This is a genomic window from Arthrobacter humicola (assembly GCF_039531445.1).
Classification (GTDB): Bacteria; Actinomycetota; Actinomycetes; order Actinomycetales; family Micrococcaceae; genus Arthrobacter; species Arthrobacter humicola.
Map to the genome: position 1 here is coordinate 333,844 of NZ_BAAAQB010000037.1, position 22,815 is coordinate 356,658.

General features: G+C 65.2%; 23 protein-coding genes and 1 pseudogene. 14 read left to right on the forward strand and 10 right to left on the reverse strand.

Going from position 1 to position 22,815, the window contains the following annotated elements; all coding sequences use genetic code 11:
* Positions 1-885 carry an aminoglycoside phosphotransferase family protein gene (locus tag ABD243_RS14580; protein ID WP_344367093.1) on the reverse strand — a complete coding sequence of 295 codons (885 nt, stop codon included), beginning with the start codon at positions 883-885 and terminating at the stop codon, positions 1-3.
* A 256-nt stretch (positions 886-1,141) separates the two neighbouring features.
* Here ABD243_RS14580 and ABD243_RS14585 point away from each other — a divergent pair, with 256 nt between their 5' ends.
* On the forward strand, positions 1,142-1,450 hold the full coding sequence (locus tag ABD243_RS14585; RefSeq protein WP_344367095.1) for a hypothetical protein: 309 nt from the start codon (positions 1,142-1,144) through the stop codon (positions 1,448-1,450).
* A gap of 107 nt (positions 1,451-1,557) precedes the next feature.
* Here the strand turns inward: ABD243_RS14585 and ABD243_RS14590 are convergent, their stop codons facing one another.
* The 4 genes from ABD243_RS14590 to ABD243_RS14605 all read right to left on the reverse strand — a co-directional run bounded on the left by ABD243_RS14590 (position 1,558) and on the right by ABD243_RS14605 (position 2,809).
* Complete coding sequence (locus ABD243_RS14590; protein WP_344367097.1) at positions 1,558-1,740, reverse strand: hypothetical protein; 183 nt, start codon at positions 1,738-1,740, stop codon at positions 1,558-1,560.
* A 110-nt stretch (positions 1,741-1,850) separates the two neighbouring features.
* The gene (locus ABD243_RS14595) at positions 1,851-2,051 is read right to left on the reverse strand and encodes a hypothetical protein (protein WP_344367099.1); all 201 of its coding nucleotides are present in this window, start codon (positions 2,049-2,051) and stop codon (positions 1,851-1,853) included.
* A gap of 33 nt (positions 2,052-2,084) precedes the next feature.
* Positions 2,085-2,669 carry a hypothetical protein gene (locus ABD243_RS14600; RefSeq protein ID WP_344367101.1) on the reverse strand — a complete coding sequence of 195 codons (585 nt, stop codon included), beginning with the start codon at positions 2,667-2,669 and terminating at the stop codon, positions 2,085-2,087.
* Between the two features lie 5 nt (positions 2,670-2,674).
* Positions 2,675-2,809 carry a hypothetical protein gene (locus ABD243_RS14605; RefSeq protein WP_344367103.1) on the reverse strand — a complete coding sequence of 45 codons (135 nt, stop codon included), beginning with the start codon at positions 2,807-2,809 and terminating at the stop codon, positions 2,675-2,677.
* Between the two features lie 672 nt (positions 2,810-3,481).
* Here ABD243_RS14605 and ABD243_RS14610 point away from each other — a divergent pair.
* Entirely contained in the window at positions 3,482-5,104 is a 1,623-nt protein-coding gene (locus ABD243_RS14610) for a DUF262 domain-containing protein (protein WP_344367105.1), read from the forward strand.
* Positions 5,094-6,338 carry a type II toxin-antitoxin system HipA family toxin gene (locus ABD243_RS14615; protein ID WP_344367107.1) on the forward strand — a complete coding sequence of 415 codons (1,245 nt, stop codon included), beginning with the start codon at positions 5,094-5,096 and terminating at the stop codon, positions 6,336-6,338. Before ABD243_RS14610 ends, ABD243_RS14615 begins: the two co-directional genes overlap by 11 nt.
* A gap of 29 nt (positions 6,339-6,367) precedes the next feature.
* On the opposite strand, the gene ABD243_RS14620 is transcribed toward ABD243_RS14615, so the two are convergent.
* The 4 genes from ABD243_RS14620 to ABD243_RS14635 all read right to left on the reverse strand — a co-directional run bounded on the left by ABD243_RS14620 (position 6,368) and on the right by ABD243_RS14635 (position 11,899).
* The gene (locus tag ABD243_RS14620) at positions 6,368-8,425 is read right to left on the reverse strand and encodes an ABC transporter ATP-binding protein (protein WP_344367109.1); all 2,058 of its coding nucleotides are present in this window, start codon (positions 8,423-8,425) and stop codon (positions 6,368-6,370) included.
* Positions 8,422-10,164, reverse strand: a complete 1,743-nt coding sequence (locus ABD243_RS14625) for an ABC transporter ATP-binding protein (RefSeq protein WP_344367111.1) — start codon at positions 10,162-10,164, stop codon at positions 8,422-8,424. The genes ABD243_RS14620 and ABD243_RS14625 overlap by 4 nt, the downstream gene beginning before the upstream one ends.
* A 92-nt stretch (positions 10,165-10,256) precedes the next feature.
* On the reverse strand, positions 10,257-10,832 hold the full coding sequence (locus ABD243_RS14630) for a hypothetical protein (protein WP_344367113.1): 576 nt from the start codon (positions 10,830-10,832) through the stop codon (positions 10,257-10,259).
* A gap of 146 nt (positions 10,833-10,978) precedes the next feature.
* Entirely contained in the window at positions 10,979-11,899 is a 921-nt protein-coding gene (locus tag ABD243_RS14635) for a 2-hydroxyacid dehydrogenase (RefSeq protein WP_344367115.1), read from the reverse strand.
* A gap of 121 nt (positions 11,900-12,020) precedes the next feature.
* Here ABD243_RS14635 and lhgO point away from each other — a divergent pair, with 121 nt between their 5' ends.
* The 3 genes from lhgO (at position 12,021) to ABD243_RS14650 (ending at position 15,174) form a co-directional block, all read left to right on the forward strand.
* Positions 12,021-13,235, forward strand: a complete 1,215-nt coding sequence (gene lhgO / locus ABD243_RS14640; RefSeq protein ID WP_344367117.1) for an L-2-hydroxyglutarate oxidase — start codon at positions 12,021-12,023, stop codon at positions 13,233-13,235.
* A 211-nt stretch (positions 13,236-13,446) separates the two neighbouring features.
* Positions 13,447-14,295 carry a serine hydrolase gene (locus tag ABD243_RS14645; protein ID WP_344367119.1) on the forward strand — a complete coding sequence of 283 codons (849 nt, stop codon included), beginning with the start codon at positions 13,447-13,449 and terminating at the stop codon, positions 14,293-14,295.
* A 213-nt stretch (positions 14,296-14,508) separates the two neighbouring features.
* Complete coding sequence (locus ABD243_RS14650; RefSeq protein WP_344367121.1) at positions 14,509-15,174, forward strand: response regulator transcription factor; 666 nt, start codon at positions 14,509-14,511, stop codon at positions 15,172-15,174.
* Between the two features lie 51 nt (positions 15,175-15,225).
* Here ABD243_RS14650 and ABD243_RS14655 read toward each other — a convergent pair whose 3' ends face one another.
* The gene (locus tag ABD243_RS14655; protein ID WP_344367123.1) at positions 15,226-15,405 is read right to left on the reverse strand and encodes a hypothetical protein; all 180 of its coding nucleotides are present in this window, start codon (positions 15,403-15,405) and stop codon (positions 15,226-15,228) included.
* A 520-nt stretch (positions 15,406-15,925) separates the two neighbouring features.
* Here ABD243_RS14655 and uraD point away from each other — a divergent pair.
* The 8 genes and pseudogenes from uraD to ABD243_RS14695 form a co-directional block, all read left to right on the forward strand.
* Positions 15,926-16,423, forward strand: coding sequence for a 2-oxo-4-hydroxy-4-carboxy-5-ureidoimidazoline decarboxylase (gene uraD, locus ABD243_RS14660; protein ID WP_344367125.1), 498 nt, complete (start codon positions 15,926-15,928; stop codon positions 16,421-16,423).
* Positions 16,420-16,761: a hydroxyisourate hydrolase gene (gene uraH / locus ABD243_RS14665; RefSeq protein ID WP_344367128.1), complete on the forward strand. Its 342-nt coding sequence runs from the start codon at positions 16,420-16,422 to the stop codon at positions 16,759-16,761. The genes uraD and uraH overlap by 4 nt, the downstream gene beginning before the upstream one ends.
* 436 nt (positions 16,762-17,197) lie before the next feature.
* The gene (locus tag ABD243_RS14670) at positions 17,198-18,553 is read left to right on the forward strand and encodes an MFS transporter (RefSeq protein WP_344367130.1); all 1,356 of its coding nucleotides are present in this window, start codon (positions 17,198-17,200) and stop codon (positions 18,551-18,553) included.
* A 67-nt stretch (positions 18,554-18,620) separates the two neighbouring features.
* Entirely contained in the window at positions 18,621-19,304 is a 684-nt protein-coding gene (locus tag ABD243_RS14675) for a GntR family transcriptional regulator (protein WP_091254270.1), read from the forward strand.
* A complete protein-coding gene (locus tag ABD243_RS14680; protein WP_344367134.1) occupies positions 19,301-20,098 on the forward strand; it encodes an aspartate/glutamate racemase family protein in 798 nt (265 codons plus the stop codon). Before ABD243_RS14675 ends, ABD243_RS14680 begins: the two co-directional genes overlap by 4 nt.
* Before the next feature lie 58 nt (positions 20,099-20,156).
* Entirely contained in the window at positions 20,157-21,602 is a 1,446-nt protein-coding gene (locus tag ABD243_RS14685; RefSeq protein WP_344367137.1) for an amidohydrolase family protein, read from the forward strand.
* 41 nt (positions 21,603-21,643) lie between these two features.
* On the forward strand, positions 21,644-22,342 hold the full coding sequence (locus ABD243_RS14690; RefSeq protein ID WP_456509112.1) for a maleate cis-trans isomerase family protein: 699 nt from the start codon (positions 21,644-21,646) through the stop codon (positions 22,340-22,342).
* A gap of 180 nt (positions 22,343-22,522) precedes the next feature.
* Positions 22,523-22,815 (forward strand): annotated as a pseudogene (locus tag ABD243_RS14695) (pyruvate dehydrogenase (acetyl-transferring), homodimeric type); the annotation flags it as partial.

Genomic DNA, 22,815 nt, shown 5'->3' on the forward strand with positions numbered 1-22,815 from the left:
TCAGAGATACAGGATAGGTCCGTCACCCAGGATCTGCCTGATCCCGAATTTCCCTACGGCGAACATCCGCGGATTGTCGTCGGAGTTGCTCAGCATGGCGGTGGACAGGATGAGAGCCCAGCCGCGCGCCCTCATCCAGGTGTCCCCGTCCACGGCGGAGCCAAAGGCGCGCATGAAGCGGCGGCGTGTGCCGGCGTCGAACATCAGCCACCCCACCGCAAGATCGACAGCGGGGTCCCCTGCCCCGACGTCGCCGAAGTCGATGACGCCGGCCAGGGAGCCGTCGTCCGCCAGCAGGATGTTGCCGGGGTGGAGGTCCCCGTGGAGCATCATCGCCGGACCACCCCAGACTTTGGCGGCACAGGCCTGCGCCCACACTGCTCTCAGCGCGGCCGACTGCGGGTAGCGTTCGTGGTCCTTGAGCCGTTCCACCAGCACACCGTCGCGGTCTGTCAGCGGCACGCCCCGGAAAGGGTTCACCGGGATGCCGGATTCGGCGGGCACATGAAGGGACAGCAGGAAATCGGCCAGGCCTTTTGCCGCCGACGCGCGGCCCGCCGGGCCGACGTCGGCCGCAGCGGCTCCGGGGACCCACCGCACGATACTCCACGGCCATGGGAAGTCCGACGTCGGCCGGCCGGGGACGGGAACCGCAACCGGGGAGCGGCGGGCTATGTCGGGAAGGTAGCGCTGCTCTTGCAGTATCAGCGGAACGGCCTCCGCCCGGCGCGGCAGCCGGACGGCCAGGCGGTCACCGAGCCGGAAGGTCGCGTTGTCCCAGCCGTTCGCAACCCGCTCTATAGGACAATCGGCGAGGTCGGGCCGCTGGTCCCGGACAAGGCGCTGGACCACCGCGTTGCTCACTTCCACCGTGGCTGGCGGCATTCGGGCCATTCAGAAATCCGCCTTCCTTTGCCGGCAATGCAGTCCGGCCTTCCCTTGTCCGAATATAGTTCAAGACCCCGACCGGTAAATTGGAGACGATGAACCTCCTCCTCCAGGCTCCCTCGAGGGGTGGATTAATCGGTCAACGGTTGCATCTCGAACAGCTTTCTATTGAAACAGTTTCGACGCCCATCGGCCTGGGCATCGGATTGCATCTGGACGCGGTCCCCGCACCGGACGGACTAGGCTCCGGAGCATGATTACTTTTGAACGGGCGCGGCAGATCGCCCTCGACACGATCCGTCCCACGTGGGTAACGGACGATTGCGGCGAATATGTCGTTGCCGACTACGGTTTCGAAGACGACCGCGCTTGGTGCCTTGTGGACGGTGGCCGCCGGCTCGTCATCGACGGTGACTACAGTTGCCAGCTCATGGGCCGAGGTTCCACACTTGTCGACAAGAAAACCGGCGAAGTCTCATCCCTGAACTATCTGGAAGACCCGGAGCGGTTCAACGCCATGATCGAGGTCGGCCACCACCCTCCCGAAGACCCTGTCGGCTAACAGACTCTTGCGCCGTGGCTGCTGAGCAGGAACATGATGGTGGGGCCGGGACCGGCGGTTAGGTCGCAGTTGAAATGGCGGTTTGCCGTTCCGTTTAAGGCGAACAGTCAGCGCTTCCGTGGGACGTTGACGCGAACGTCGGCGGCCTGGGCTTCATCGAGCACCCACCTCTGGTACTTCGGGTGCTCTGGGTATCTTTTCCGAAGATAGTCCCGGACGACCTTCCCCGGTCGGTGCTCGTTGGTGTATCCGAGTTCCCGAGCGAGTTCGGCGGGTTCATATGTGCTCATAGCCCCGAGTGTAGGCCCTAACCGGGTGATGTTAGACGTGGCAGCATTGAGCGCCCGTGAGTGGATCCCTCCACCGGACGTCACCGCTCCTGCCGCCGAAACCATCATGTCTAGGCCTTGTCCTTGGCCCACCACAGGACTTCGACAGCGTGCTGCTGATGCCGAAATCCCTCGCCGAGAAGGGCAATCAGCAAGTCGTTGCTCCACAGCATGAGGCGTCCAATAGTCCAGTTAACCTTTTCGGGGTCGGGCAGTTCGAGACCCCAGAGCGACCGTGCGATCTCCCGCTTGCCGGCCATGCCGGTGGACATGAGAATCGTCAGGTACCTCTCGGGGCCGACGATTCAGAGGACCTTCGTGAGCAGCGACTCCTTGAACCCTTTCATGGCGAAGGGTGTGGTGTCTTTGATGAGGGCGGTCAGACGGTCCTCCAGATCAACGGGTGTTGTGCCGCGAAGCAGATACTCGACTGCCATGCGGATCTGTGCAGCGCCGGCCTCGGGGCCCATTTCTTTCCATGCCTCATTGAGGACGGACATGCTTCCTGGGTTGGCGCCAACGTTTGAGTTGGCGAAACCCTTCAGATCCAGAGGGTCCGCTTTCGGCAAGCCCTCGGCGCTGAAGACCTTCTGATACTTGGCCCAATACGGGACGACGTTCGGCTCAGGCTCGGGCTCACGATTGAGGAACGCGGCCTTGAGTTCGTTACCCCGTGCGAGCTTCGCGGGATCGACGTCCCCGGGCTTCGGTGACCGCTTCTTGATGTCCTCGAGCGTTGGCAAGGGGATTTTCTTCCGCTCCGGTTCGCCGCGGAGCCACTCAAGCCCGCAGTGCTCGCACTTGAGCCTCCGCTGCGTCCCCGACAGCCGCTCGATCAGCGCGACGTATTCGTCGATGAGGTAGGTGGAACAATTGAGGTCAATCGCCATAGGGCTTACCTTTCGAACACGCTTGCTAGCGCCGAGGCGAGAGCCGGCCGCCCGTTTGCCGGTCGACGGCTGAGGTGGCCGACCTCCTCGACGCCGAAGAAGTCGCCGCCCTGCAGCACCGCGTCGAGCGCCTGCTCCACGCACGGGTGCTACTTGTTGACCTGACCCGTAGGCGCAACCCTGGCCGCTCGTGTAGAAGCTCGCTTGAGCCTGCCAGTACGTACTTCAGGTCAGGAACTCTCCTAGCCTTGACCAGCAACCATGGTCCCTCAGAAAAATCTATCCGACCCTTGCTGAACGTGATATTCCCTGGCGTCGGAGGCGGGAAGTTCGCTGCGGTTCTCGACGCTGTGGGCTTCGTCTTGGCGCGCGAACGGGCAATAATCGACCGAGGGCCACAGATGCCACAACGTGTTCGCTTCTGCGCCTCCTAAATGCTGAATGAAGCCCGCTCCCCAGGACCGTAATCTGTTCGTCAGATGCCGAGTACGTAGAATCTGCCGTCTGGTGCTGGGCAGTAAGATCGTGGTGGAGTCGGCCGGCGCGCCGAGGCTGCGCGGGTTGGAACCGTGGCCTGGCACCAGCGGGCAGAGACGTTCGGCACAAGCCTCGCCCCCAGTCGACCGCGATGTTGCGAGAATGAGGCCGCGGCCGCCGTCAGTATCCGTCGCCTCGGGCAACCCCGGGACTAAAGCTAACGATATCTTCGCTTCCGCGGATGATGGACTATGTCGGCCGGACACCTCATATAGGCTCGAACTGACACGTAGAATCATACGGTCGAAGGCTGAGCCTGAAGGACAATGGGAATCATGCAAAGGAACGAAAAGCCGCTTGACCGGTCGGCGTCAACTACTACAACTTGGGACATACCCAAGATCGTCAGTCAGGCGATGTCTGGCAAATTGCGGGTGCCGACTTTTCAGCGCTCCTTTGTCTGGGATCCGAAGGACGTTCTAAGACTTTTCGACAGCCTGTACCGCGGGTTCCCAGTCGGAACATTGCTACTCTGGCAGCAACCTCTTAAGCCAGGCACCAGCCGCTTTGGCCCCATAGAATTTGACGTCCCTGAAGACCCGGAGGGACTCTGGATCGTAGATGGTCAACAGCGAGTCACGTCTCTTGTGGCAAGCCTTTCACCTATTGAACACCGACATGATGAGAGATTCGACGTCTTTTTTGACTTGTCTCGCAAGCGATTTGTTGGACCTCTTCGAGGCATGCGTCCCCCGAGATCCATACCGATTCGTGAAGCACTCGAATCTCGCCGCTTGCTCGCTTGGCTGCGAGCCCACGGCGACGACCTAGAAGACGCTGACCTCGAGACGGCGGATGGTCTGGGTGGCGCCCTTCGCGACTACAAGATACCGGCGTACATCGTCGAGGAGAACGACGAAAGCCTGCTCCGCGAAGTCTTCGATCGGGTCAACAGCGCCGGAAAGCCCATCTCTCGAGCACAGGTATTCCACGCGCTTTTCGCACAAGGTGCCGAAGAGGGGAGTCCCGCAACCGTTGTAGAGGAGCTACGTTCCAGAGGATTCGGGCGCCTTGACGAGGGAAAGGTCGTCCAGAGTCTTCTGGCCATTAGAGGAGGGGATGTCCAGAGGGACATTCATGACGAGTTCGACGAGGGAGATGAGCTCGCTGACTGGTATGACCGCACAGAACGCGCACTGAGTCGGGTCTTCTCCTTCTTGAATACCCAAGGAGCACCACATCTCTTGCTCCTGCCATCAACGTTCCCCATCCCCGTTCTCGCCGCTTTCTTTGACCTTCACCCCGAGCCTGACGAGTGGATTCTTGAACTGCTAGGGAGGTGGCTATGGCGAGGATGGGTCCATGGGTTCGGCAGGGAGGCTGGCCAGACACCTGCTCTACGCAAGGCGATCCAAGTGGTCAATCCGAAGAAGGGAAGGCCTGAACTCGCTCCTGACCCATTTACGGCGGCTAAGCGCCTACTGGACAATGTTGGCGATAGTGAATTGACTAACCTGAATTTGGACAGCTTCATGACGGCGAGAGGAAATGGACGACTTTTCCTATTGGCCCTGAATGCGCTCGGCCCGTTGGACCCTGCCGGTCAGGCCATAGACGTACCTCAGGTGTTGGAATCTAGAGGGACGTCCGCCATCGGCCAACTGGTGCCTGGCCCGAGATCGTTAGTAGCAAATCGAGCTTTTTGGCTTCCGGAGTGGCCCAAGCTAACAGGTGCCGAATCTCGAGAAATACTGAAGTCCCACAACATCTCTTCAGCTGCGGCATCAGAGCTACGCCAGTTCAATCCTGACGGGTTTCTGGCTCAACGCGAGCGCGACATCTTGGAATCCACACTGTCGTTTCTGAACAGTAAAATGGACATTGGGCTTCCGGCTAGGCCTCCCCTTTCTAACCTCATGGTCAGCGATCCCGAGACGGTCCCTAACGATGACGAATAATCCCAAAACAACGAGTCTATTGGTAGAGATTCAAAAACCAGACGGCATATGGGAGAGCGTTGGCTACCTGAGGAGTCAGAACGACACGAACTGGTATGAGTCGAAACCAGAATATTGGCGTCTGGCAAATAGACCAGTCTTGGGTCAGATCTTCGAAGAGAAGGGCGAACACTGGTCCCCAAGAGCCACGGCCGCCATTCCCCGCTGGTTTTCTCATCTACTTCCGGAGGGAATACTCCGGCTAGAGACGGCAGCTGCGGCTCAAATTAATCCGGTCCGGGAATTCCAGCTTCTTGCTCGACTTGGTGCGGATGACCTCCCTGGCGCAGTTCGGGCGACCCTACTATCTGAAGACGGCGAGCATAAGGTCCCAGAATTATCGATCTCGCCCGACGAAGATGAGGAGTTGCAACCACTCCTGAAATTCAGCCTTGCCGGCGTGCAATTGAAATTTTCCGTGGCAACCACCGACCGCGGGCCGACCGTCCCGGTTTCGGGTAAGTCGGGAGATGCGATCCTGAAGATGCCCGACGGTCGGTCCGACTTCGGGGGCGTACCAGAAGCCGAATTCGCAGCCATGACCTTGGCAAAATTGGTCGGCCTGAATGTCGCGCCAGTATCCTTGGTTGACGCCTCAAACATTCAGGGGTTGGGCAGATGGTCCTCGAAACTTCCCGGGAACTCATTACTTATTGAAAGATACGATCGACTTCCCAACGGACAGCGCGTGCATGCCGAGGAACTAGCTCAAGTCCTTGACATTCCAACTGCGCGCATTAATGCGAAGTACAGTAATGCTAATTTCGAATCCATCGCAAACTACATTTCTAAAATTGTCGGTGTTGATGTGGTGGGTGAGGTCATAGATCGCATAGTTTTCAACATCATGATTGGCAATGGTGATGCTCACCTGAAAAATTGGTCACTTATATATCCAGACGGCCGCATTCCAGCGCTTAGCCCAGCCTACGATATCGTTCCTACAGTTTTATATCTTCCCAAGGACGATTTAGGCCTGAATCTGAATGGAACAAAGGAATTTGCGGCTATCAATGCTGAAAGTTTCGAACGGCTAGGGGGCGCCACTGGCTTTGGGTACAAGGAAGCGAGAATCCGAGCCAAAGAGATGGTTCATCGGATCCTTGATAGCTGGAAATCATTGAACGACCTTTTACCATCTGAGCAATTTCGGAAGTTGGATTCACGTCTCGGCGAACTAAGTCTGCTGAATTAAAAATGACTTCCTAGCTGCCCGGCAGGTTACTAAACCTCCGCCACAGGAGCCGCGAACTGCGCCGCATACAGCGCCGCGTACGCCCCGCCGGCCGTCAACAAGGAAGCGTGCGTGCCCTGCTCCACGATCTGGCCGGCCTCCATCACCAGGATGAGGTCGGCGTCGCGGATGGTAGAGAGCCGGTGGGCAATGACAAACGAAGTCCGGTCGGACCTCAGGGCGCTCATGGCCTTCTGCACCAGCACCTCGGTGCGGGTGTCCACCGAGCTCGTCGCCTCGTCCAGGATCAGCACAGAAGGCCGGGCCAGGAACGCCCGGGCAATGGTCAGTAGCTGCTTCTCGCCGGCGGACACGTTCGAACCCTCGTCTTCCAGCACGGTGTCGTAGCCCTGCGGCAGGGACCGGACAAACCGGTCCACGTACGTCGCCCGCGCCGCCTCCACAATGTCCTCCTCCGAGGCACCGGGCCGGCCGTAGGCGATGTTGTCCCGGATGGTCCCGCCGAACAGCCAGGTATCCTGCAGCACCATGCCCATCCGCGAGCGCAGCTCGTTGCGGGTCATCGCGGTGACGTCCACGCCGTCGAGCGTGATCCGCCCGGCGTCGAGCTCGTAGAAGCGCATCATCAGGTTCACCAGCGTGGTCTTGCCCGCTCCTGTCGGGCCCACAATGGCGACGGTCTGCCCCGGCTCGGCCACGAGACTGAGGGAAGAGATCAGCGGCTTGTCCGGGGAGTAGGAGAAGGAGACGTCCTCGAACACCAGCCGCCCCCGCCCATCGGAAGGAGCCTCGCCGGGCACAGGATCGGCCGACTGCTCCTCCGTGTCCAGGAGCTCAAACACCCGCTCGGCAGAGGCCACACCGGACTGCAGCAGGTTCGCCATGGACCCCAGCTGGGCCAGCGGCTGGGTGAACTGCCGGGAGTACTGGATGAACGCCTGCACGTCGCCGAGCTGCATCGCCCCGGCGGCCACCTGTAGGCCGCCCACCACGGCGATCCCCACATAGACCAGGTTCCCGATGAACGTCATGGCCGGCATGATCAGCCCGGAAATGAACTGCGCGCCGAAGCTCGCCTGGTACAGCTCCACGTTCTTCTGCCGGAACCGCTCCTCCACCTCGCGCTGCCGGCCGAAGACCTTCACCAGCGCGTGCCCGGTGTACGTCTCCTCGATCTGCCCGTTGAGCTCGCCGGTGTGCCTCCACTGCGCCACGAACAGCTTCTGCGAGCGCTTGGCGATCACCGCGGTGGTCACGAGGGTCAGGGGAATGGTCACCAGCGCAATGATGGCCAGCGTGGGCGAGAGCAGCAGCATCATCACCAGCACGCCCACGACGGTCAGCAGCGAGGTCACGGCCTGGCTGATGGACTGCTGCAGGCTCTGCGAGATGTTGTCGACGTCGTTGGTGACCCGGCTGAGCAGCTCGCCGCGCTGCACGGAATCGAAGTAGCGCAGCGGCAGCCGGTTGATCTTGGCCTCGATCCGTTCGCGCAGCCGGAACACCGTGCGCTGGACGACGCCGTTGAGGATGTACGCCTGCATCCAGCCGAACGCCGAGGCCAGCACATACAGCACCAGCGCCCACAGCAGGACGGTGGCCAGTGCGGTGAAGTCGATTCCGGTGCCGGGCGTCAGCGTCATGGCGCTGAGCATGTCCGCTTTCTGGTTCTCCCCGGCGGCGCGCAGCTGGGCAATCAGCTGCTCCTGGCTTACCCCGGCGGGCAGCTGCTTGGACACGACGCCGGCGAAGATCAGGTTGGTGCCCTCGCCCAGCAGCCGGGGACCGATCACCGAGAACGTCACGCTCACGACGGCGAGCATCAGGACCAGCGTCAGCCACAGCCGCTCAGGCCGCAGCTCCCCCAGAAGCCGCTTCGCGGACGGCCAGAAGTTCATCGCCTTCTCCGCCGGAATGTTCATCCCGGCAAACGGGCCGCCACGGCCGGGGCCGCCCGCCGGGCGGGGAATCCGCAGCGGGGCCTGCGCGCCGGGAGCGCCGCCGGAAGCGCCGGGCGTGGACGTGCCGGGTGCGGCGACGGGTGCCCCGGTGGCGGAGGGTGTCGGAGCCTTGTCGGTGCGGCTCATACGGCCTCCTCCGCTGCGAGCTGGGAATTAACAATCTCCTGGTACGTCTTAGACGTCGCCAGCAGCTCCTCGTGGGTGCCGTGCGCGACGATCCTGCCGCGGTCCAGCACCAGGATCTGGTCCGCGTCCACGATGCTGGAGACCCGCTGGGCGATGATCACCAGGGTGGCCCCGGCCGTGCTCTGTTTGAGGGCCAGCCGCAGCCGGGCGTCCGTGGCGGTGTCCAGTGAGGAGAAGGAGTCGTCAAAGATGTAAAGCTCGGGCCGTTTCACCAGGGCCCGGGCGATCGCGAGCCGCTGCCGCTGGCCGCCGGAGACGTTAGTGCCGCCCTGAGAGATCGGCGCGTCCAGCCCGCCCTCCATCTCCTGCACAAAATCCTGTGCTTGGGCAATGCTAAGTGCCTGCCAGAGCTCGGCCTCGGTGGCGTCGGGCTTGCCGTAGAGCAGGTTGCTGCGCACCGTGCCGGAGAACAGGTAGGGCTTCTGCGGGACCAGGCCGATGTGCCCCCACAACAGGTCCGGGTGGAGCTCGCGCACGTCCACGCCGTCGATCCGCACCGAACCGGACGTCGCGTCGAAGAGCCGCGGCATCAGGTTCACCAGGGTGGTTTTGCCGGAGCCGGTGCTGCCGACGATCGCCGTCGTCTGCCCCGCGCGGGCGGTGAAGCTTACGTCGGAGAGCACCGGCTGCTCGGCGCCCGGGTAGGCGAACCCGACGTCGTGCATCTCCAGTTCGCCCCGGGCAGCCCGCCCGGCCGCGCGCGAAACCGGACGCAGCGGTGGCCGGACGCTGGATTCGGTCCCGAGCACCTCGCTGATCCGGTCCGCCGAGACCGAGGCCCGCGGGATCATGATGGCCATGAAGGTGGCCATCATGACGGACATGAGGATCTGCATCAGGTAGCTCAGGAACGCGATCATGGTGCCCACCTGCATGGAGCCGTCCTCGATCCGGAACGCCCCGAACCAGATCACGGCCGCGCTGGAGACGTTGAGCACCAGCATCACGGTGGGGAACGCGAGCGCCATGAGCCGGCCGGCCCGCAGCGCGGTATCCGTGACGTCCTCATTGGCGCGGGCGAAGCGGGCGGTCTCCACGTCCTCCCGGACGAAGGCCCGCACCACCCGGATGCCGGTGAGCTGTTCCCGCAGCACCCGGTTGACGGTGTCGATCCGGGTCTGCATGAGCCGGAACAGCGGCACCATCCGGATAATGATCGACCCCACCGCGGCCAGCAGCACGGGCACGCTGACGGCGATCAGCCAGGACAGCTGCAGGTCCTGCCGCATGGCCATGATCACCCCGCCGATACAGAGCATGGGCGCCGTGATCATGAGCGTGGCGGACATCAGGACGAGCTGCTGGACCTGCTGGACATCGTTGGTGGAGCGGGTGATCAGGCTGGGCGGACCGAAGCGGGTGACTTCCTGCTCGGAAAACTCCGCCACCCGGGTGAAAATGGCGCCACGGACGTCCCGGCCCAGCGCCATCGCGGCCTTCGCGCCGAAATAGACGGCGGCGATGGTGCAGGCGATCTGCAGCAGCGTGACCATGAGCATCATGCCGCCGATGCGCAGGATGTAGTCCGTGTCCCCCTTCGCGACGCCCTGGTCAATGATGTCCGCATTCAGGGTGGGCAGGTACAGCGAGGCGATGGACGCCGCCAGTTGGTAGACGACGACGGCGAGCAGCAGCCGCCGCTGCGGCCGCAGGTATTCGACGAGCAGTTTCCAGAGCATCCGCTCTCCAGTTCACGCGTCTCGGACAGTTTCACACAGAACGATGTGAGGGTCAGTTTACGTCCGGATGCCGTGAGCGGGCCGGGTTCCTCTCAGGGCGAATCCGTGGCGGTAAGCTGCCCGCGGGGCACGCTCGCGGGGTCCGTGCCGGCGGCATTCCCCGACGAGATCTGCCGTTTGACCTGCTCAAGCTCATCTTGGAGCACGTCAACGGTGGCCCGGTATCTTGCGAAGTCCGCCGTCCGGCGCCTGGCCACGGCGAAACTGACGGAGGCAGCCAGAATGGCAAGCGGGAAGGACACCAGCAGGGCCCAGCCGGACGCGGCAAGGAAGTCCAGCGAGATGGGAAGCGCCCGCTTGAAGGCCAGAAACTCGTTCACCCCGCCCACCACTCCGTTAAGGGCGGAGTCCAAGGGGCCCAGGAACTGCCCCACCACAGGCGTCCCGGCAAACGATGGAGCGCTCAGCGGTGGCTCTCCCCCCGGCGACCAGCGCGGATCTTCGAAATGGTTCAGGACGTAGATACCGGCACCTACGTTGAGGGCCGCGAAGAGCAGGACGGAACCCAGCACGGTCCAGTGAAGCCTGCGTGGACGCCACACGCCGGCCACAACCACGAAGATGGCGGCCGTAACCCAGGAAAGGATGCGGAGTTCGTCGCGATTCATACCGCTCAATAAATCCAAGGAATGCCCGCCCGTTACGTCTTTGAGTTGGAACCGATGCCTGCCCCGGTCCCGAGCGAGCTTATCCCAGTCACCCCCTCCAGAATTCCGCGGCAGTAACCGGCCCGGGCTGCGGAGTCCGGCAGGTGTCAGCCGCCCAGCACCACGTTGGCCGCCGGTTCGCCCGCCAGCATCAGCTCGATCTGCCGCTGGAGCAGCCGTCCCATCCGCGGCCGCATCGCCGAACTCGCCCCGCCCACGTGCGGGCTGATGATGACGCCCGGGGTCCGCCACAGCGGGTGGTCCTGCGGCAGGGGCTCGGGATCGGTGACGTCCAGCGCGGCGCGGATCCGGCCAGTGGCTGTGTGCCGGACCAGGGCGTCGGTGTCCGCTACGGGGCCTCGGGCCACATTCACCAGCAGGGCGCCGTCGGGCATGGCCGCGAGGAAGGCGTCGTCCACGAGGTGCCGGGTGGAGTCGCTGAGCGGAACCCCCACCACCACGATGTCGTGCTCCGGCAGCAGCGCGTGGAGCTCCGCGATGCCGTGAACGGGGCCGCGTTCGTCCGTCCGTTCCCTGCTGGCCACCCGGGTCACGCTGGTCTCGAACGGAAGGAGCCGGTCCTCGATCGCCTTGCCCACCCCGCCGTAGCCAACGATCAGGACGCGGCGGTCGGCCAGGCTGGCGGTGGGGCGGGCATCCCACCGGCCCTCCTGCTGGTTCCGGATGAGGCGGGGGAACTCGCGCTGGCTGGCCAGGATGAGGGCCAGCGCCAGCTCCGCGGTGGAGGTTTCGTGGACACCGGCCGCGTTGGCGAAGACCCTGCCGGAGGGCAGGAAGTCCGCCACGCCGTCGTACCCGATCGACTGGCTCTGGACCAGCGCCGTGTCCACGGTTTCCAGGCGTTGCAGGACCTGCGGGCCGCCCATGTACGGCGGCACCACGATGTCGATCCGCGGGCGGGGCGGCTCACCGGCGAAGTCCCATTCCAGGACGGTGACGTCCGGGTGCGGCTGAAGGTATTCACGCAATGCGGCGTCCGGCAGGCTGACAGTAATATTCCGGGTCATGATTGCCAGCGTAGTAGAACCGCCGGCCGTGCCTCACGGCGCGGACTCCCCTGACATCCGGGCGCCGTTCGGGATAGGGTCCACAACAACAGGCGTTGGAGTGCAGGGGAAGGCGGCGCGCGTGGCGGCTCGGATCGGGATCATTGGCGGCGGGATCGTGGGCATGGCGATTGCCCGTGCCCTGGTCCGGACCGGGGACTTCCACGTCACGGTCCTGGAAAAGGAGCACCGGGTGGCCGCGCACCAGACAGGCCACAACTCCGGCGTGGTGCATGCCGGCCTCTACTATCAGCCGGGATCCCTCAAGGCCGTCCTGTGCGCCCGCGGCCGGGCCCTCACCCGTGACTACTGCCGGGACAAGGGCCTGCCGTACCGCGAGCTCGGCAAGCTGGTGGTCGCGGTGACCGAGGCGGAACTGCCGCGGCTCGATGAGATCGAGCGCCGCGCCCGGGAGAACCGCGTACCGGACATGAAACGGCTCACCCGGGCGGAACTGCGCGAGGTCGAGCCGCACGCCGCGGGCGTCGCGGCCGTCCACTCACCGCACACCGCCGTCGTGGACTACGCCGCCATCACCGAAGCCATGGCGCAGGATGTGCGGAGCGGCGGCGGATCCGTGCTCCTGGGCCAGGAGGTGACGGCCGTCAACAATGCCGGCGGCGCCGTGCACGTCTCCACGCCGGCCGCCACGCACATCTTCGACCGGCTGGTGGTGTGCGCCGGACTGCAGTCGGACGTCGTGGCCAGGATGGTCGGGGCCAGCCCGTCGCCTGCGATCCTGCCGTTCCGCGGCGAGTACTGGGTGATGGCCGCCGCCCGGAGCCACCTGGTCCGGGGCATGATCTACCCGGTCCCGGACCCGCGCTTCCCGTTCCTGGGCGTGCACTTCACCCGCGGCGTGTACGACGACGTCCATGTGGGCCCCAACGCGGTGCCGGCCCTGGCCCGGGAGGGCTACTCGTGGGCCCGGGTGTCCCTGCCGGACACCCTGGCCTCGCTCCGGTGGCCCGGCGCCGCGGCCCTGGCCCGGCAGCACTGGCGGATGGGTGCCCGGGAAATCTCGGCGTCACTGCTCAAGCCGCTGTACTTCCGGCAGGCCCGGCAGTTCCTGCCCGAACTGCAACCCGGCGACCTCGCCAGGAAGGCCGGCGCCGGGGTCCGCGCCCAGGCGTGGGCTGCCGACGGTTCCCTGCTGGACGATTTCGCCGTGGACCGGCTGGGCGCCGTCACACTGCTGCGCAATGCGCCCTCCCCTGCGGCGACCTCCGCCTTGGCGATCGCCGACTACGTCCTGGAGCACCACCTGCAGATCGCCCCGCACCGGCTGCGCTCCTAGGACTTTGGAAAGACTTCGGGGGCGCCCCGCGCGGTCCGTGGACTTCGCCTGCGGCCGCGCCTAACGTCGGAGACACCACCGTTGCCAGTCAAGAACCTGTCGAAACGATCCGCCCCAGCACGCGTGTGCTGAGCACCCAGTTAAGTCCGGAGGGCCCACGCACATGACGACTCCGGGCCCGCGGCCGGCCGCGCCTCACCACCGCCGGAACGTGATTCTGATCTGGGCCGCCGCCGCGCTGGTGCTGGCCGCCGTCGTCGTCTTCGGTGCCATCCGCACCGGACCGTCGCCCGAGGGCGACTTCCTGACCGTCAGCCACAGGCAGGCGCAAAGCCAGTCAGCCGCGCCGCCGTCGCCCTCGCCCCGCGCCGCCGTCGACCTCCCCGCCGAGATCCAGCGGATCATCGGCGGACACCCCGATCACAGGATCGGCGTCGCCATCATGGACACCAGCGACGGAGCGCTGCAGAGCTACGGCGATGTGGCACCATACACGGCGGCGAGCACGGCGAAGGTCCTGACGGCTGCCGCCTACTACCACCTCGTGGAAACCGGCGAAAAGTCGCTCGATACTCAACTGGGCGCGTTCACGGCCGCGTTCCAGCTCAAGGCCATGATCAACACCAGCAGCGACGACTCGTGGATCCTGCTGATGCGGGATATCGGCTACCCCCGACTGACCGACTACGCCGCCACCCTGGGCATCACCTACGATCCCGAGCAAAACCTCCTGGCCCCGGCCGACATGGCCCGGCTCCTCCAGCAGCTCTCCACGGGCAAGCTCCTCAACACCGGGCACACCGCGGAGCTGCTGGGCTACATGCAGCACACCAATGACGAGGACCTCATCCCGGCGGCGGTCTCCCCGGAAATCACCGTCCACCACAAGTACGGCGTGGTGGAAGGATACGTCCACGACGCCGCGCTGCTCAGTGCGGGCGACCGCTCCTATGCGGTGGTCATCTACACGTGGGGCCCGAACGACGCCGACAGCGCGGCCCGTCTCGAACTCATCCACGAGCTGACGCATCAGCTCACCGGTGCCCTGTTCGGGCAGTAGCAGCACGCGGACGGTTAATAGTCCGAATATCAACCGTTCAAGGGTGGCGCACGCACCGTTACAGGGGCAGGATGAAAGAAGGCTCCGGAAGCCCTCCCGGTTCACGTAAGCGACGGCGCAAAATTGCAGCGACAGGCTTCGCGCGGACTGCACCGCGCCGATGCGCACGGACGTGGCGGACCGTCCGGAGCCGGGCTGTTCCTGGGAGTCGCCATGATCCGCATCCTCATAGCCGAAGACGACGAACGCATGTCCCGCTTCATCGAAGAGGGCCTGCGCGTGGCTGGCTACGCCCCGAGCGTGGTCGCCGACTCCGTCACGGCAGCGGACCTCGCGGCCAGCGGCGAATTCGATCTCCTGCTCCTGGCTGCCGGGCTTCGCCGGCTTGACGGCTTCGCCGTCCTGGCGGCCCTCCGCCACGGGCAGGCGGGGATCCCGGTCATCTTCCTCGCGGCCCCCGGGTCAGCCGCGGACACTCTCGCAGCGCTGGAGGGCGGCGCCGACGACTGCATCGTCAAGCCGTTTCCCCTCGAGGAACTGGAGGCCCGCGTCCGGGCCCGGCTTCGCACAGCCGACACCGGCGATCCGCTTACGGGGAGCATCATGCGCTACGGCCCGCTGGAGCTGAACCTGCACGCCCTCACGGTCAGCGTCGACGGCAGGACGGTAGAGCTCTCCGCCCGCGAATTCGCCTTGGTGGAAATGTTCCTGCTGCACCCGGGGCAGGTCCTGAGCCGGCAACAACTGCTCAGCCACGTCTGGGGCCGCGACTTCGACGGCACGTCCAACGTGGTGGACGTGCATGTGCGGCAGTTGCAGCTGAAGATCGGCGCAGAGCGCATCCTCACCGCCCGCGACGCCGGCTACCGCCTGGGGTAGCGCCCTCGGCTTACACAGCCGGCAGCACTCGCCGGCGGATTCTGCTGGCGTCTACCGGCCGAACAGCTTGGCGAAGAAGCCGGTCTTGGTGGTGGTTTTGGCGCTGGTTTCGCCCTCATGGCCGCGGCAACGGTCGGCACTGGGGACGCCCCGCATGACCTGGTCAACATGCTGGCCGCAACCGGCCCAGGTGGTCTTTCCGCACTTCTTGCAGGCAACTGCACGGCACATCCGGGTACTCCTCTGTCGGTGGGTCTAAGGTGTTCAGCATACCCCCAGGGGTATATGGACAGCAAATCCGTTGCGCCAGGAAGAAGTCGCTCACGAGGGGTGGATTGGGGCGGTTCCGGGCAGGCGACGGAAGTACCGGACCCCGCACCTACGCCGGGCAGAATCCGGCGGCGAGCCGCCCGTTCCGCACGGGCGAGCTAAAACCGGGAGAACCGGCAGGCACCGGAGACAACACACCAGGGCGGAATGCGCACCGCGGGGACCGGGAAAAGAGCGACGTTGCAACGATTCACGGCTGAGCCCAGCCGTTTTCGCGGCGATTTCGGACAGGTGCACCCCGGATCCGGGGTGCGCCTGTCCGTTTCCGTAGCGGTCACCGGAATCCGGCTGCCGGTTGACACCCGGCACACGGTACGGTTCAATCTTTTGCATATGCTGAAATAACAGTTCCACGATACGAATATCTTGTCCGTATAGCCCTACGCCGTGGATGCCAGCATTGACACAAAGGATCTGGCACATGCTGTTGGAAGACTTTAACGCGGCCGGACGTGCCGAGGCAGCGGCCGCGCTGCGACCCTGCCTGGACATAGAGCGCTGGATCGAGGAGATCGTCCAGGGCCGGCCCTTCGGCAGCGCCGCGAGCCTTCTGGAAGCGGCCAACCGTGCAGCGGAACCCTTTACCGGGCAGGAGGTGGAGGCCGCCCTGGCCCGCCATCCACGCATCGGCGAACGGGCCGCAGGAAACAGCACGGAGGCCCGGCTCTCCCAGTCGGAGCAGGCAGGCCTGGGAATTCCGGACCCGGCCGTTGCGGCGGCCATCGCCGAGGGGAACCGGAGCTACGAAGAAAAATTCGGCCAGGTCTTCCTGATCCGCGCCGCCGGCCGCAGCCGGGAGGAAATCCTCGCCGCCCTCAACACCAGGCTCGCGCACACCCCGGAACAGGAACAAGCAATCATCGGCCAGCAGCTGCGCGAAATCGCGGTACTCCGACTCGAAGGACTGATCGGCACATGAGCACCTCCCACGTCACCACCCACGTCCTGGACACCGGCACCGGCAAGCCCGCCGCCGGTGTCGCCGTCACCTTCCACAGGCTCGACGGCGAGCGCTGGGTTAAGATCGCGGCAGGCGCCACGGATGACGACGGCCGCATCAAATCCCTCGGCCCGGACAAGCTTCCGTCCGGCACGTACCGGCTGGCCTTCGACACCGGACGCTACTACGAGGCCGCAGGGACCGAAACCTTCTTCCCCGAGGTCACGCTGACCTTTGCGGTGTCCGAATCCCAAGACCACTACCACGTCCCGCTCCTGCTGAGCCCTTTCGCTTACTCCACATACCGCGGCAGCTAACTACACGCCCGCCCCGCCATCCACCCCGAATCACACCGGGAACAGGCTCCCTGTCGGATGGCGGGGCGAAGCCATGCCCACGCACGGCCCGCACAGGATCGCCGAAACCCCAGCGCCCCGGCGCCCCACAGTGGAACCCCGCCCCAGTCACAAACGGCATTTTTCGCGCGAACGCAACCGGCAGACCCGCATCCCTTGACAGTGGCCCGCGTCACTTCTATTCTCAATTTTGGGATCCCAAATTGGGATCCCAAAACAGGCAAGCTTGCCGAGCCCCGACTCCCCTGGGTTCCGCACCTGATGTCAGGCCAGATATCAGCCCCACAGCAGCACCGGGAAGCCCGCGCACAGGACGCCCCACACCCCGGCCTCCTGGCCCGCGAACGAATTGAATCTCTCACCCGCCGGCATTTTTCCTCTCTCTGAAGGAGAAGTTGTGTCTCTTCGAAATACCGAACCCCCCGTACAGGAAGCGTCAGCACCACACGCTGACGCCGCAAGCCCCAAGGACCGCGTTCAACGGCGCACCAATGTCCGCTGGAAAATGTTCCTCCTCCTGCTGGTCCTCGTGTCCGTGAACTACATCGACCGGGGCTCCATCTCTGTAGCCCTGCCCATCATCCAGAAGGAATTCAACATGGCCCCGGAGCTCGTGGGCCTCCTGCTCTCGGCCTTCTTCTGGACCTACGCCCTCATGCAGATCCCCGTCGGCTTGCTGATCGACAAGTTCGGCCCCCGCAAGGTAATGACCGCGTCCTGCGTCGGCTGGGGCGCCGCCACGGCAGCCTCGGGCCTGGCCGGCGGCTTCCTCAGCATGTTCATCGCCCGCCTGGGCATCGGCGTCACCGAGGCCGGAGTCATGCCGGCGGGCGGAAAGCTGAACGCCATCTGGATGCACAAATCCGAACGCGGCCGCGGCGCAACCATCCTTGACGCCGGCGCCCCGCTGGGCGCCGGGCTGGGCGGCATCCTCATCGCAGGCCTGATCGCATCGACGGGCAGCTGGCGGAGCTCGTTCATCATCGCCGGCGTCGCCACCGTCCTCATGGGCCTCGCCGTGTGGTGGTACGTCCGGGACAACCCGCGCCAGCACAGCGGAGTCAACGACGCCGAGGCCGAGTACCTCGAGGCCTCCCACGCCGCGGAGGACGCCGAAGCCGAACTCGAGGGCAGCAAGGGAAAGCGTGCCCTGCTCCCCTACCTGAAATTCCGCTCCTTCTGGGCCATGTGCTTTGGCTGGCTGGGCTTCAACGGAGTCTTCTACGGCCTGCTCACGTGGGGCCCGCTCTACCTGTCACAGGCCAAGGGTTTTGACCTGAAGACCATCGGCTGGTCCACCTTCGTGATCTTCGGCGCCGGATTCGTCGGCGAAATCCTCGGCGGCACCATCGCGGACAAGTGGAGGGCCGCCGGCGCCTCGGCCAACCGGGTCATGCGCACCCTCCTGGGCATCTCCAGCGTCGTCGTGATCGGCGGCCTTGTCGGCGTCACCGTCGTGCCAGACCCGACGACGGCGGTGGTCCTCCTCTCCGTCGTGATGTTCTTCCTGCGCTGGGTGGGCCTCTTCTGGAGCATCCCCTCCATCCTGGGCGGCCGGACCAACGCCGGTGTCCTGGGCGGCGCCATGAACTTCAGCGGCAACATCTCCGGCTTCGTCACCCCGATCGCCGTCGGCCTGATCGTCGGCGCCACCGGCTCGTACACGTGGGCGCTGCTGTACTTCGTGGGATCGGCGATCATCATGGGAGCATCCGTACTGACGCTGAACTACAACAAGCGGCTCCCTGTCTAAGCTAGGCCACGCAACACCTGTTCCCGGAGCCGGGAACGCAGTGCCAAAAGAACCCGAATGGAGCACCATGCTTACCGCTGAAGAACCCCAGGACAAGGAACGCCCCCTCCGGGAGGCTGTCCGGGACACCCTCCGCACCAGGATCTTTGAAGGGCACTACGTTCCCGGCACCAGGCTGGTGGAGCGCGACCTCGCCGCCGAATTCAACGTCTCGCGCCTCCCGGTCCGCGAAGCGCTGCGCATGCTGCGCCAGGAAGGCCTGGTCAGCGACCGCGGCGCGCGGGGAGCCGAAGTCAGCACGCTCAGCCCCAAAGACGTGGAGGATCTCTTCGACGTCCGCCAGTCGCTCGAAGTGCTGGCCTGCAGGCTGGCCGCGACCCGCGCCACGCCGGAAGACCTCGGCGCGCTGCAAACCCTGTTGGACGAAGCAGACCGCTGCCTTGCCAAGGGTGCCGTCATGGAAGCCCACCGGGCCAACAGCGAATTCCACGATGCCATCACCCGGATCGCGGACAACGGCTTCCTCAAGTCCGCGCTCGAACCCCTCCAAGGCCGGATGCACTGGCTGTTCCGGCATGTAAGCGACCTCCCCGAACTCATCGAGGAACACCGGGCCCTGTACGCCGCGATCGCCAGCGGTGACCCGGACCGCGCGGCCGCCCAGTCGGCGTCGCACATCGACAAATACCGGGAACAGTTTCCGGAGGATTTCCGCCGGACGGAACCCGCCCTTCATCGGAAGAACACATGAAACTCCTCGTCATCAACCCCAACATCAGCAACGACGTCACCGCGCTGATCGAATCCGAAGCCCGGCGCTCCGCCTCGCCCGGAACGGAACTGCTGGTCCGCACCGCAGGCCACGGCGTCGAATACATTGAAACCCGCTTTGAATCCCTGATCGCCGCCGGCGCCGTCGCCGAAATCATCGCCGAGTACACCCGCGACGGGTCCGGCACCGAAAACGGGATCGACGGCGTCGTGGTCGCGGCGTTCGGAGACCCCGGCATGCCCGCGCTGAAGGAACTGGCCGACGTCCCGGTCATCGGGATCACCGAGGCCGCCCTGTGCGCCGCGGCACTGCAGGGTCACCGGTTCTCGATCATCGCCATCTCGGACCGGATCCGGCCCTGGTACTTGGACTGCGTGGAACGCTTCGGGCTCGGCGGCCGGTTGGCCTCGATCCGGTCCATCAACGAGACCCTCACCGGCATCGGCTCCGTGCAGCAGGACTTCAAGGAGACCCTGCTGGCACTCAGCCGCCAGGCCGTCACCCAGGACGGGGCCGACGTCGTCATCCTCGCCGGCGCGCCGCTTGCCGGCCTTGCCCGCGAGCTGGCGGGCCAGATCCCCGTCCCTGTGGTGGACGGCATTTCCGCCGGCATCCAGATGGCACAGTCGGTGGTCAACCTCCAGTCCGGACCGCACCGGGCCGGCGCCTTCGCGCCGCCTCCGGTCAAGCCCCGCCGAGGGCTCTCGGACAACCTCGACGCCGCCCTCACGACGGCGCAGAACGCCGCCCGGGCAGTCGCCGGGTCCCACTGATAATCCGGCCCCGCTGACAACCCCGCCCCACTAGCTTCTTCCTCGAAGGAGGACAACGATGTCCCACGCCCCAGACCTTGTCATTGCCCATGGCACCGTGGTCAACAGTTTCGGCCGCCAGGCTGCCCACGTCGTGGTGCACGGCGGGAAGATCGTCCAGCTCGTGGACGCTTCCGAGCCCGTCCCCGCCGCCGCCCGGACCGTCGACGCCGCCGGCCGGATGGTGATTCCCGGCGGCGTGGACGGCCACTGTCACGTCGCCCAGGTAACCGGACGGTTCCGTACCCTGGATGACTACCGCACCACCTCCACCGCTGCCCTCTGGGGCGGCACCACCACGATCATCGACTTCGGCATCCCCCGCGACGCCCGGGAGACCCCGCTGGCCGCGGTCCTGCACAAAAAGGAACTGGCCCGCGAGTCCCGCTGCGACGTCGCCCTCCACGGCTCGGTTGTCCAATGGGACGAAACCGTGCCCTGGCAGCTCGAGCAGCTTGCCGCCGAAGGTGTCCGTTCCGTCAAGATGTACACCACCAACCGGGGCACCACCATGGCCGACGGCGACACCATCCTGAAGGTCATGCGCGAGATGGTCCGGCTCGACGGCCTGACCTACATCCACGCCGAACACGACCCCATCATTGCCGACTGCACCCGGCAGCACGCGGACGACGGCCGGATCAGCATTGAACACCTGCACCGGACCCGGCCTGAACTCGCGGAGGAAATCTCGGTCAAGGAGACCCTGGCGATGGCCGAATATACCAACGCCCCCGTCTACTTTGTGCACCAGTCCACGCCGGGAGCCGTGGATCTCGTCGCCGAGGCCCGCAGCCGCGGCCAGGAGGCGTACTCCGAGACATGCCCGCACTACCTCACCCTGGACGACACCGTCTACGGCACGTCCTTCCCCGAGTGGTACGCCTGCTGCCCGCCGATGCGCAGCCCCGAGACCGTCGCCGCGCTGCGGGACCGGCTTGCCGCCGGCGCCATCCACACCGTGGCCTCGGACCACTCCTGCTACGACCTCGCGCAGAAGCGCGAGCGGACCGATGACATCCGGGCCATGCCGCACGGCCTGCCCGGGGTGGAAACCCGCATGCCGGTCACCTTCACCGCCATGATGGACGCCGCCGGCGGAGCGGCCCGGGTGGAGGATTTCGTGGAAGTGTTCGCCGCCGGGCCGGCACGGATCAACGCCCTCCCGGGCAAGGGCATCATCGCTGCCGGATTCGACGCCGACCTCGTCGTGTTCGACCCGGCACAGGAACGCGCCGTCGACGGCGCCGCCCTGCACATGGGGACCGATTTCTCCCCGTTCGACGGCCGGACGCTCACGGGCTGGCCCGACGTCGTGGTGTCAGCCGGACGGGTGGTGCTGGACGCCGACGGCTTCCATGACCCCGGCCCGGTGGGCCGTTTCGTGGCCCGCAACGGATTCCGCGAACACCAGGCCGCGGCCGGCGCCGCTTCCGCACCCATCACCGTCCCCGCCACCCGCTAGGAGCTCCCGTGCATTCCGCAAACCGCCCCACCCGCATCGGCATGATCGTGCCGTCCTCCAACACCTGCCTCGAACCGCAGAGCTACCGCATCCTGGGCGACCGCGACGACGTCACCATCCACTTCGCGAGGATCCAGGTCACGAGGATCGCCCTCGACGATTCCTCAGACAAGCAGTTCGATGCCCCGGTCATGCGGGCCGCCGCCGAGATCCTGGCCACCGCCGACGTCGACGTCATCGCCTGGAACGGCACCTCGGGCTCGTGGCTCGGCGCCGGTCACGACCGCGAACTCGTCCAGGAAATACAGGACGCCACCGGCATCCCCGCCACCACCTCCACGCTGGCGTACATGGAGGCCTTCCGAGCCTTCGGCACCGAACGGATCGGACTGTTCACCCCCTATACGGAGGACGTCAACCGCGCGATCGTGGCGTCGTACGAACGGGACGGGATCAAGACGCTTGACCACCGGTTCCTCGGCCTGAGCGACAACGAATCATTTGCCCGGGTCTCCGACGCCGAAATGCGGCCCGGATCGCTGGAACTCGCGGCTTCGAACCCGGACGCGCTCGTCTACCTCTGCACCAACCTTTACGGCGCCAACATTGCCGAGGAAATCGAAGCGGCTATGGGCGTACCCGTGCTTGACTCGGTGGCCGTGACACTGTGGAGCTGCCTCAAGATGACGGGCGCCCCGCTGCTCTCCCCGCGCTGGGGCAGGCTGCTCGCCTCGGCCTGAGCGACTCCGCGGTTAACAAGCAACGCGGGGTCCTTCCGCTCGATTGTGACTGCAGGGCCGCGGTGATGCGCCGTTGGTGTTGACGAGCCCCGGGCCGCATCGATAATCTCGAATTGCAAGAAAGTTTTCTCATAGAATGAAAACTTGAGCCAACCATTCAACGATGAAAAGAGGCTGGACGTGGCTGCAGGAGAAGATACCTCCCATATCCTCAGCGGGTTGACAAACCAGCTGCCTGATCGTGATCCGGAAGAGACCGCCGAGTGGCTGGAGTCCCTGGATACCCTGATTCAGGAACAGGGCACCGAGCGTGCCCAGTACATCATGCGGAGCCTGCTTCAGCGGGCCGGGGCGCAGAGTGTGGGTGTTCCGCTGGTGACCACCACGGACTACGTCAACACGATCCCGGTGGACCAGGAAGCGCCGTTCCCCGGGGACGAGGAGATCGAGCGGAAGTACCGGGCGTGGCTGCG

Coding starts and splice junctions, on each gene's coding strand:
- ABD243_RS14685 (WP_344367137.1), top strand. CDS start 20,157: ATGTCCCACGCCCCAGACCTTGTCATTGCCCATGGCACCGTGGTCAAC.
- ABD243_RS14655 (WP_344367123.1), bottom strand. CDS start 15,405: ATGTGCCGTGCAGTTGCCTGCAAGAAGTGCGGAAAGACCACCTGGGCC.
- ABD243_RS14615 (WP_344367107.1), top strand. CDS start 5,094: ATGACGAATAATCCCAAAACAACGAGTCTATTGGTAGAGATTCAAAAA.
- ABD243_RS14595 (WP_344367099.1), bottom strand. CDS start 2,051: ATGTCCACCGGCATGGCCGGCAAGCGGGAGATCGCACGGTCGCTCTGG.
- ABD243_RS14680 (WP_344367134.1), top strand. CDS start 19,301: ATGAAACTCCTCGTCATCAACCCCAACATCAGCAACGACGTCACCGCG.
- ABD243_RS14650 (WP_344367121.1), top strand. CDS start 14,509: ATGATCCGCATCCTCATAGCCGAAGACGACGAACGCATGTCCCGCTTC.
- ABD243_RS14675 (WP_091254270.1), top strand. CDS start 18,621: ATGCTTACCGCTGAAGAACCCCAGGACAAGGAACGCCCCCTCCGGGAG.
- ABD243_RS14585 (WP_344367095.1), top strand. CDS start 1,142: ATGATTACTTTTGAACGGGCGCGGCAGATCGCCCTCGACACGATCCGT.
- uraH (WP_344367128.1), top strand. CDS start 16,420: ATGAGCACCTCCCACGTCACCACCCACGTCCTGGACACCGGCACCGGC.
- uraD (WP_344367125.1), top strand. CDS start 15,926: ATGCTGTTGGAAGACTTTAACGCGGCCGGACGTGCCGAGGCAGCGGCC.
- ABD243_RS14630 (WP_344367113.1), bottom strand. CDS start 10,832: ATGAATCGCGACGAACTCCGCATCCTTTCCTGGGTTACGGCCGCCATC.
- ABD243_RS14625 (WP_344367111.1), bottom strand. CDS start 10,164: ATGCTCTGGAAACTGCTCGTCGAATACCTGCGGCCGCAGCGGCGGCTG.
- ABD243_RS14635 (WP_344367115.1), bottom strand. CDS start 11,899: ATGACCCGGAATATTACTGTCAGCCTGCCGGACGCCGCATTGCGTGAA.
- ABD243_RS14580 (WP_344367093.1), bottom strand. CDS start 885: ATGCCGCCAGCCACGGTGGAAGTGAGCAACGCGGTGGTCCAGCGCCTT.
- ABD243_RS14600 (WP_344367101.1), bottom strand. CDS start 2,669: ATGGCGATTGACCTCAATTGTTCCACCTACCTCATCGACGAATACGTC.
- ABD243_RS14590 (WP_344367097.1), bottom strand. CDS start 1,740: ATGAGCACATATGAACCCGCCGAACTCGCTCGGGAACTCGGATACACC.
- ABD243_RS14620 (WP_344367109.1), bottom strand. CDS start 8,425: ATGAGCCGCACCGACAAGGCTCCGACACCCTCCGCCACCGGGGCACCC.
- ABD243_RS14690 (WP_456509112.1), top strand. CDS start 21,644: ATGATCGTGCCGTCCTCCAACACCTGCCTCGAACCGCAGAGCTACCGC.
- ABD243_RS14610 (WP_344367105.1), top strand. CDS start 3,482: ATGCAAAGGAACGAAAAGCCGCTTGACCGGTCGGCGTCAACTACTACA.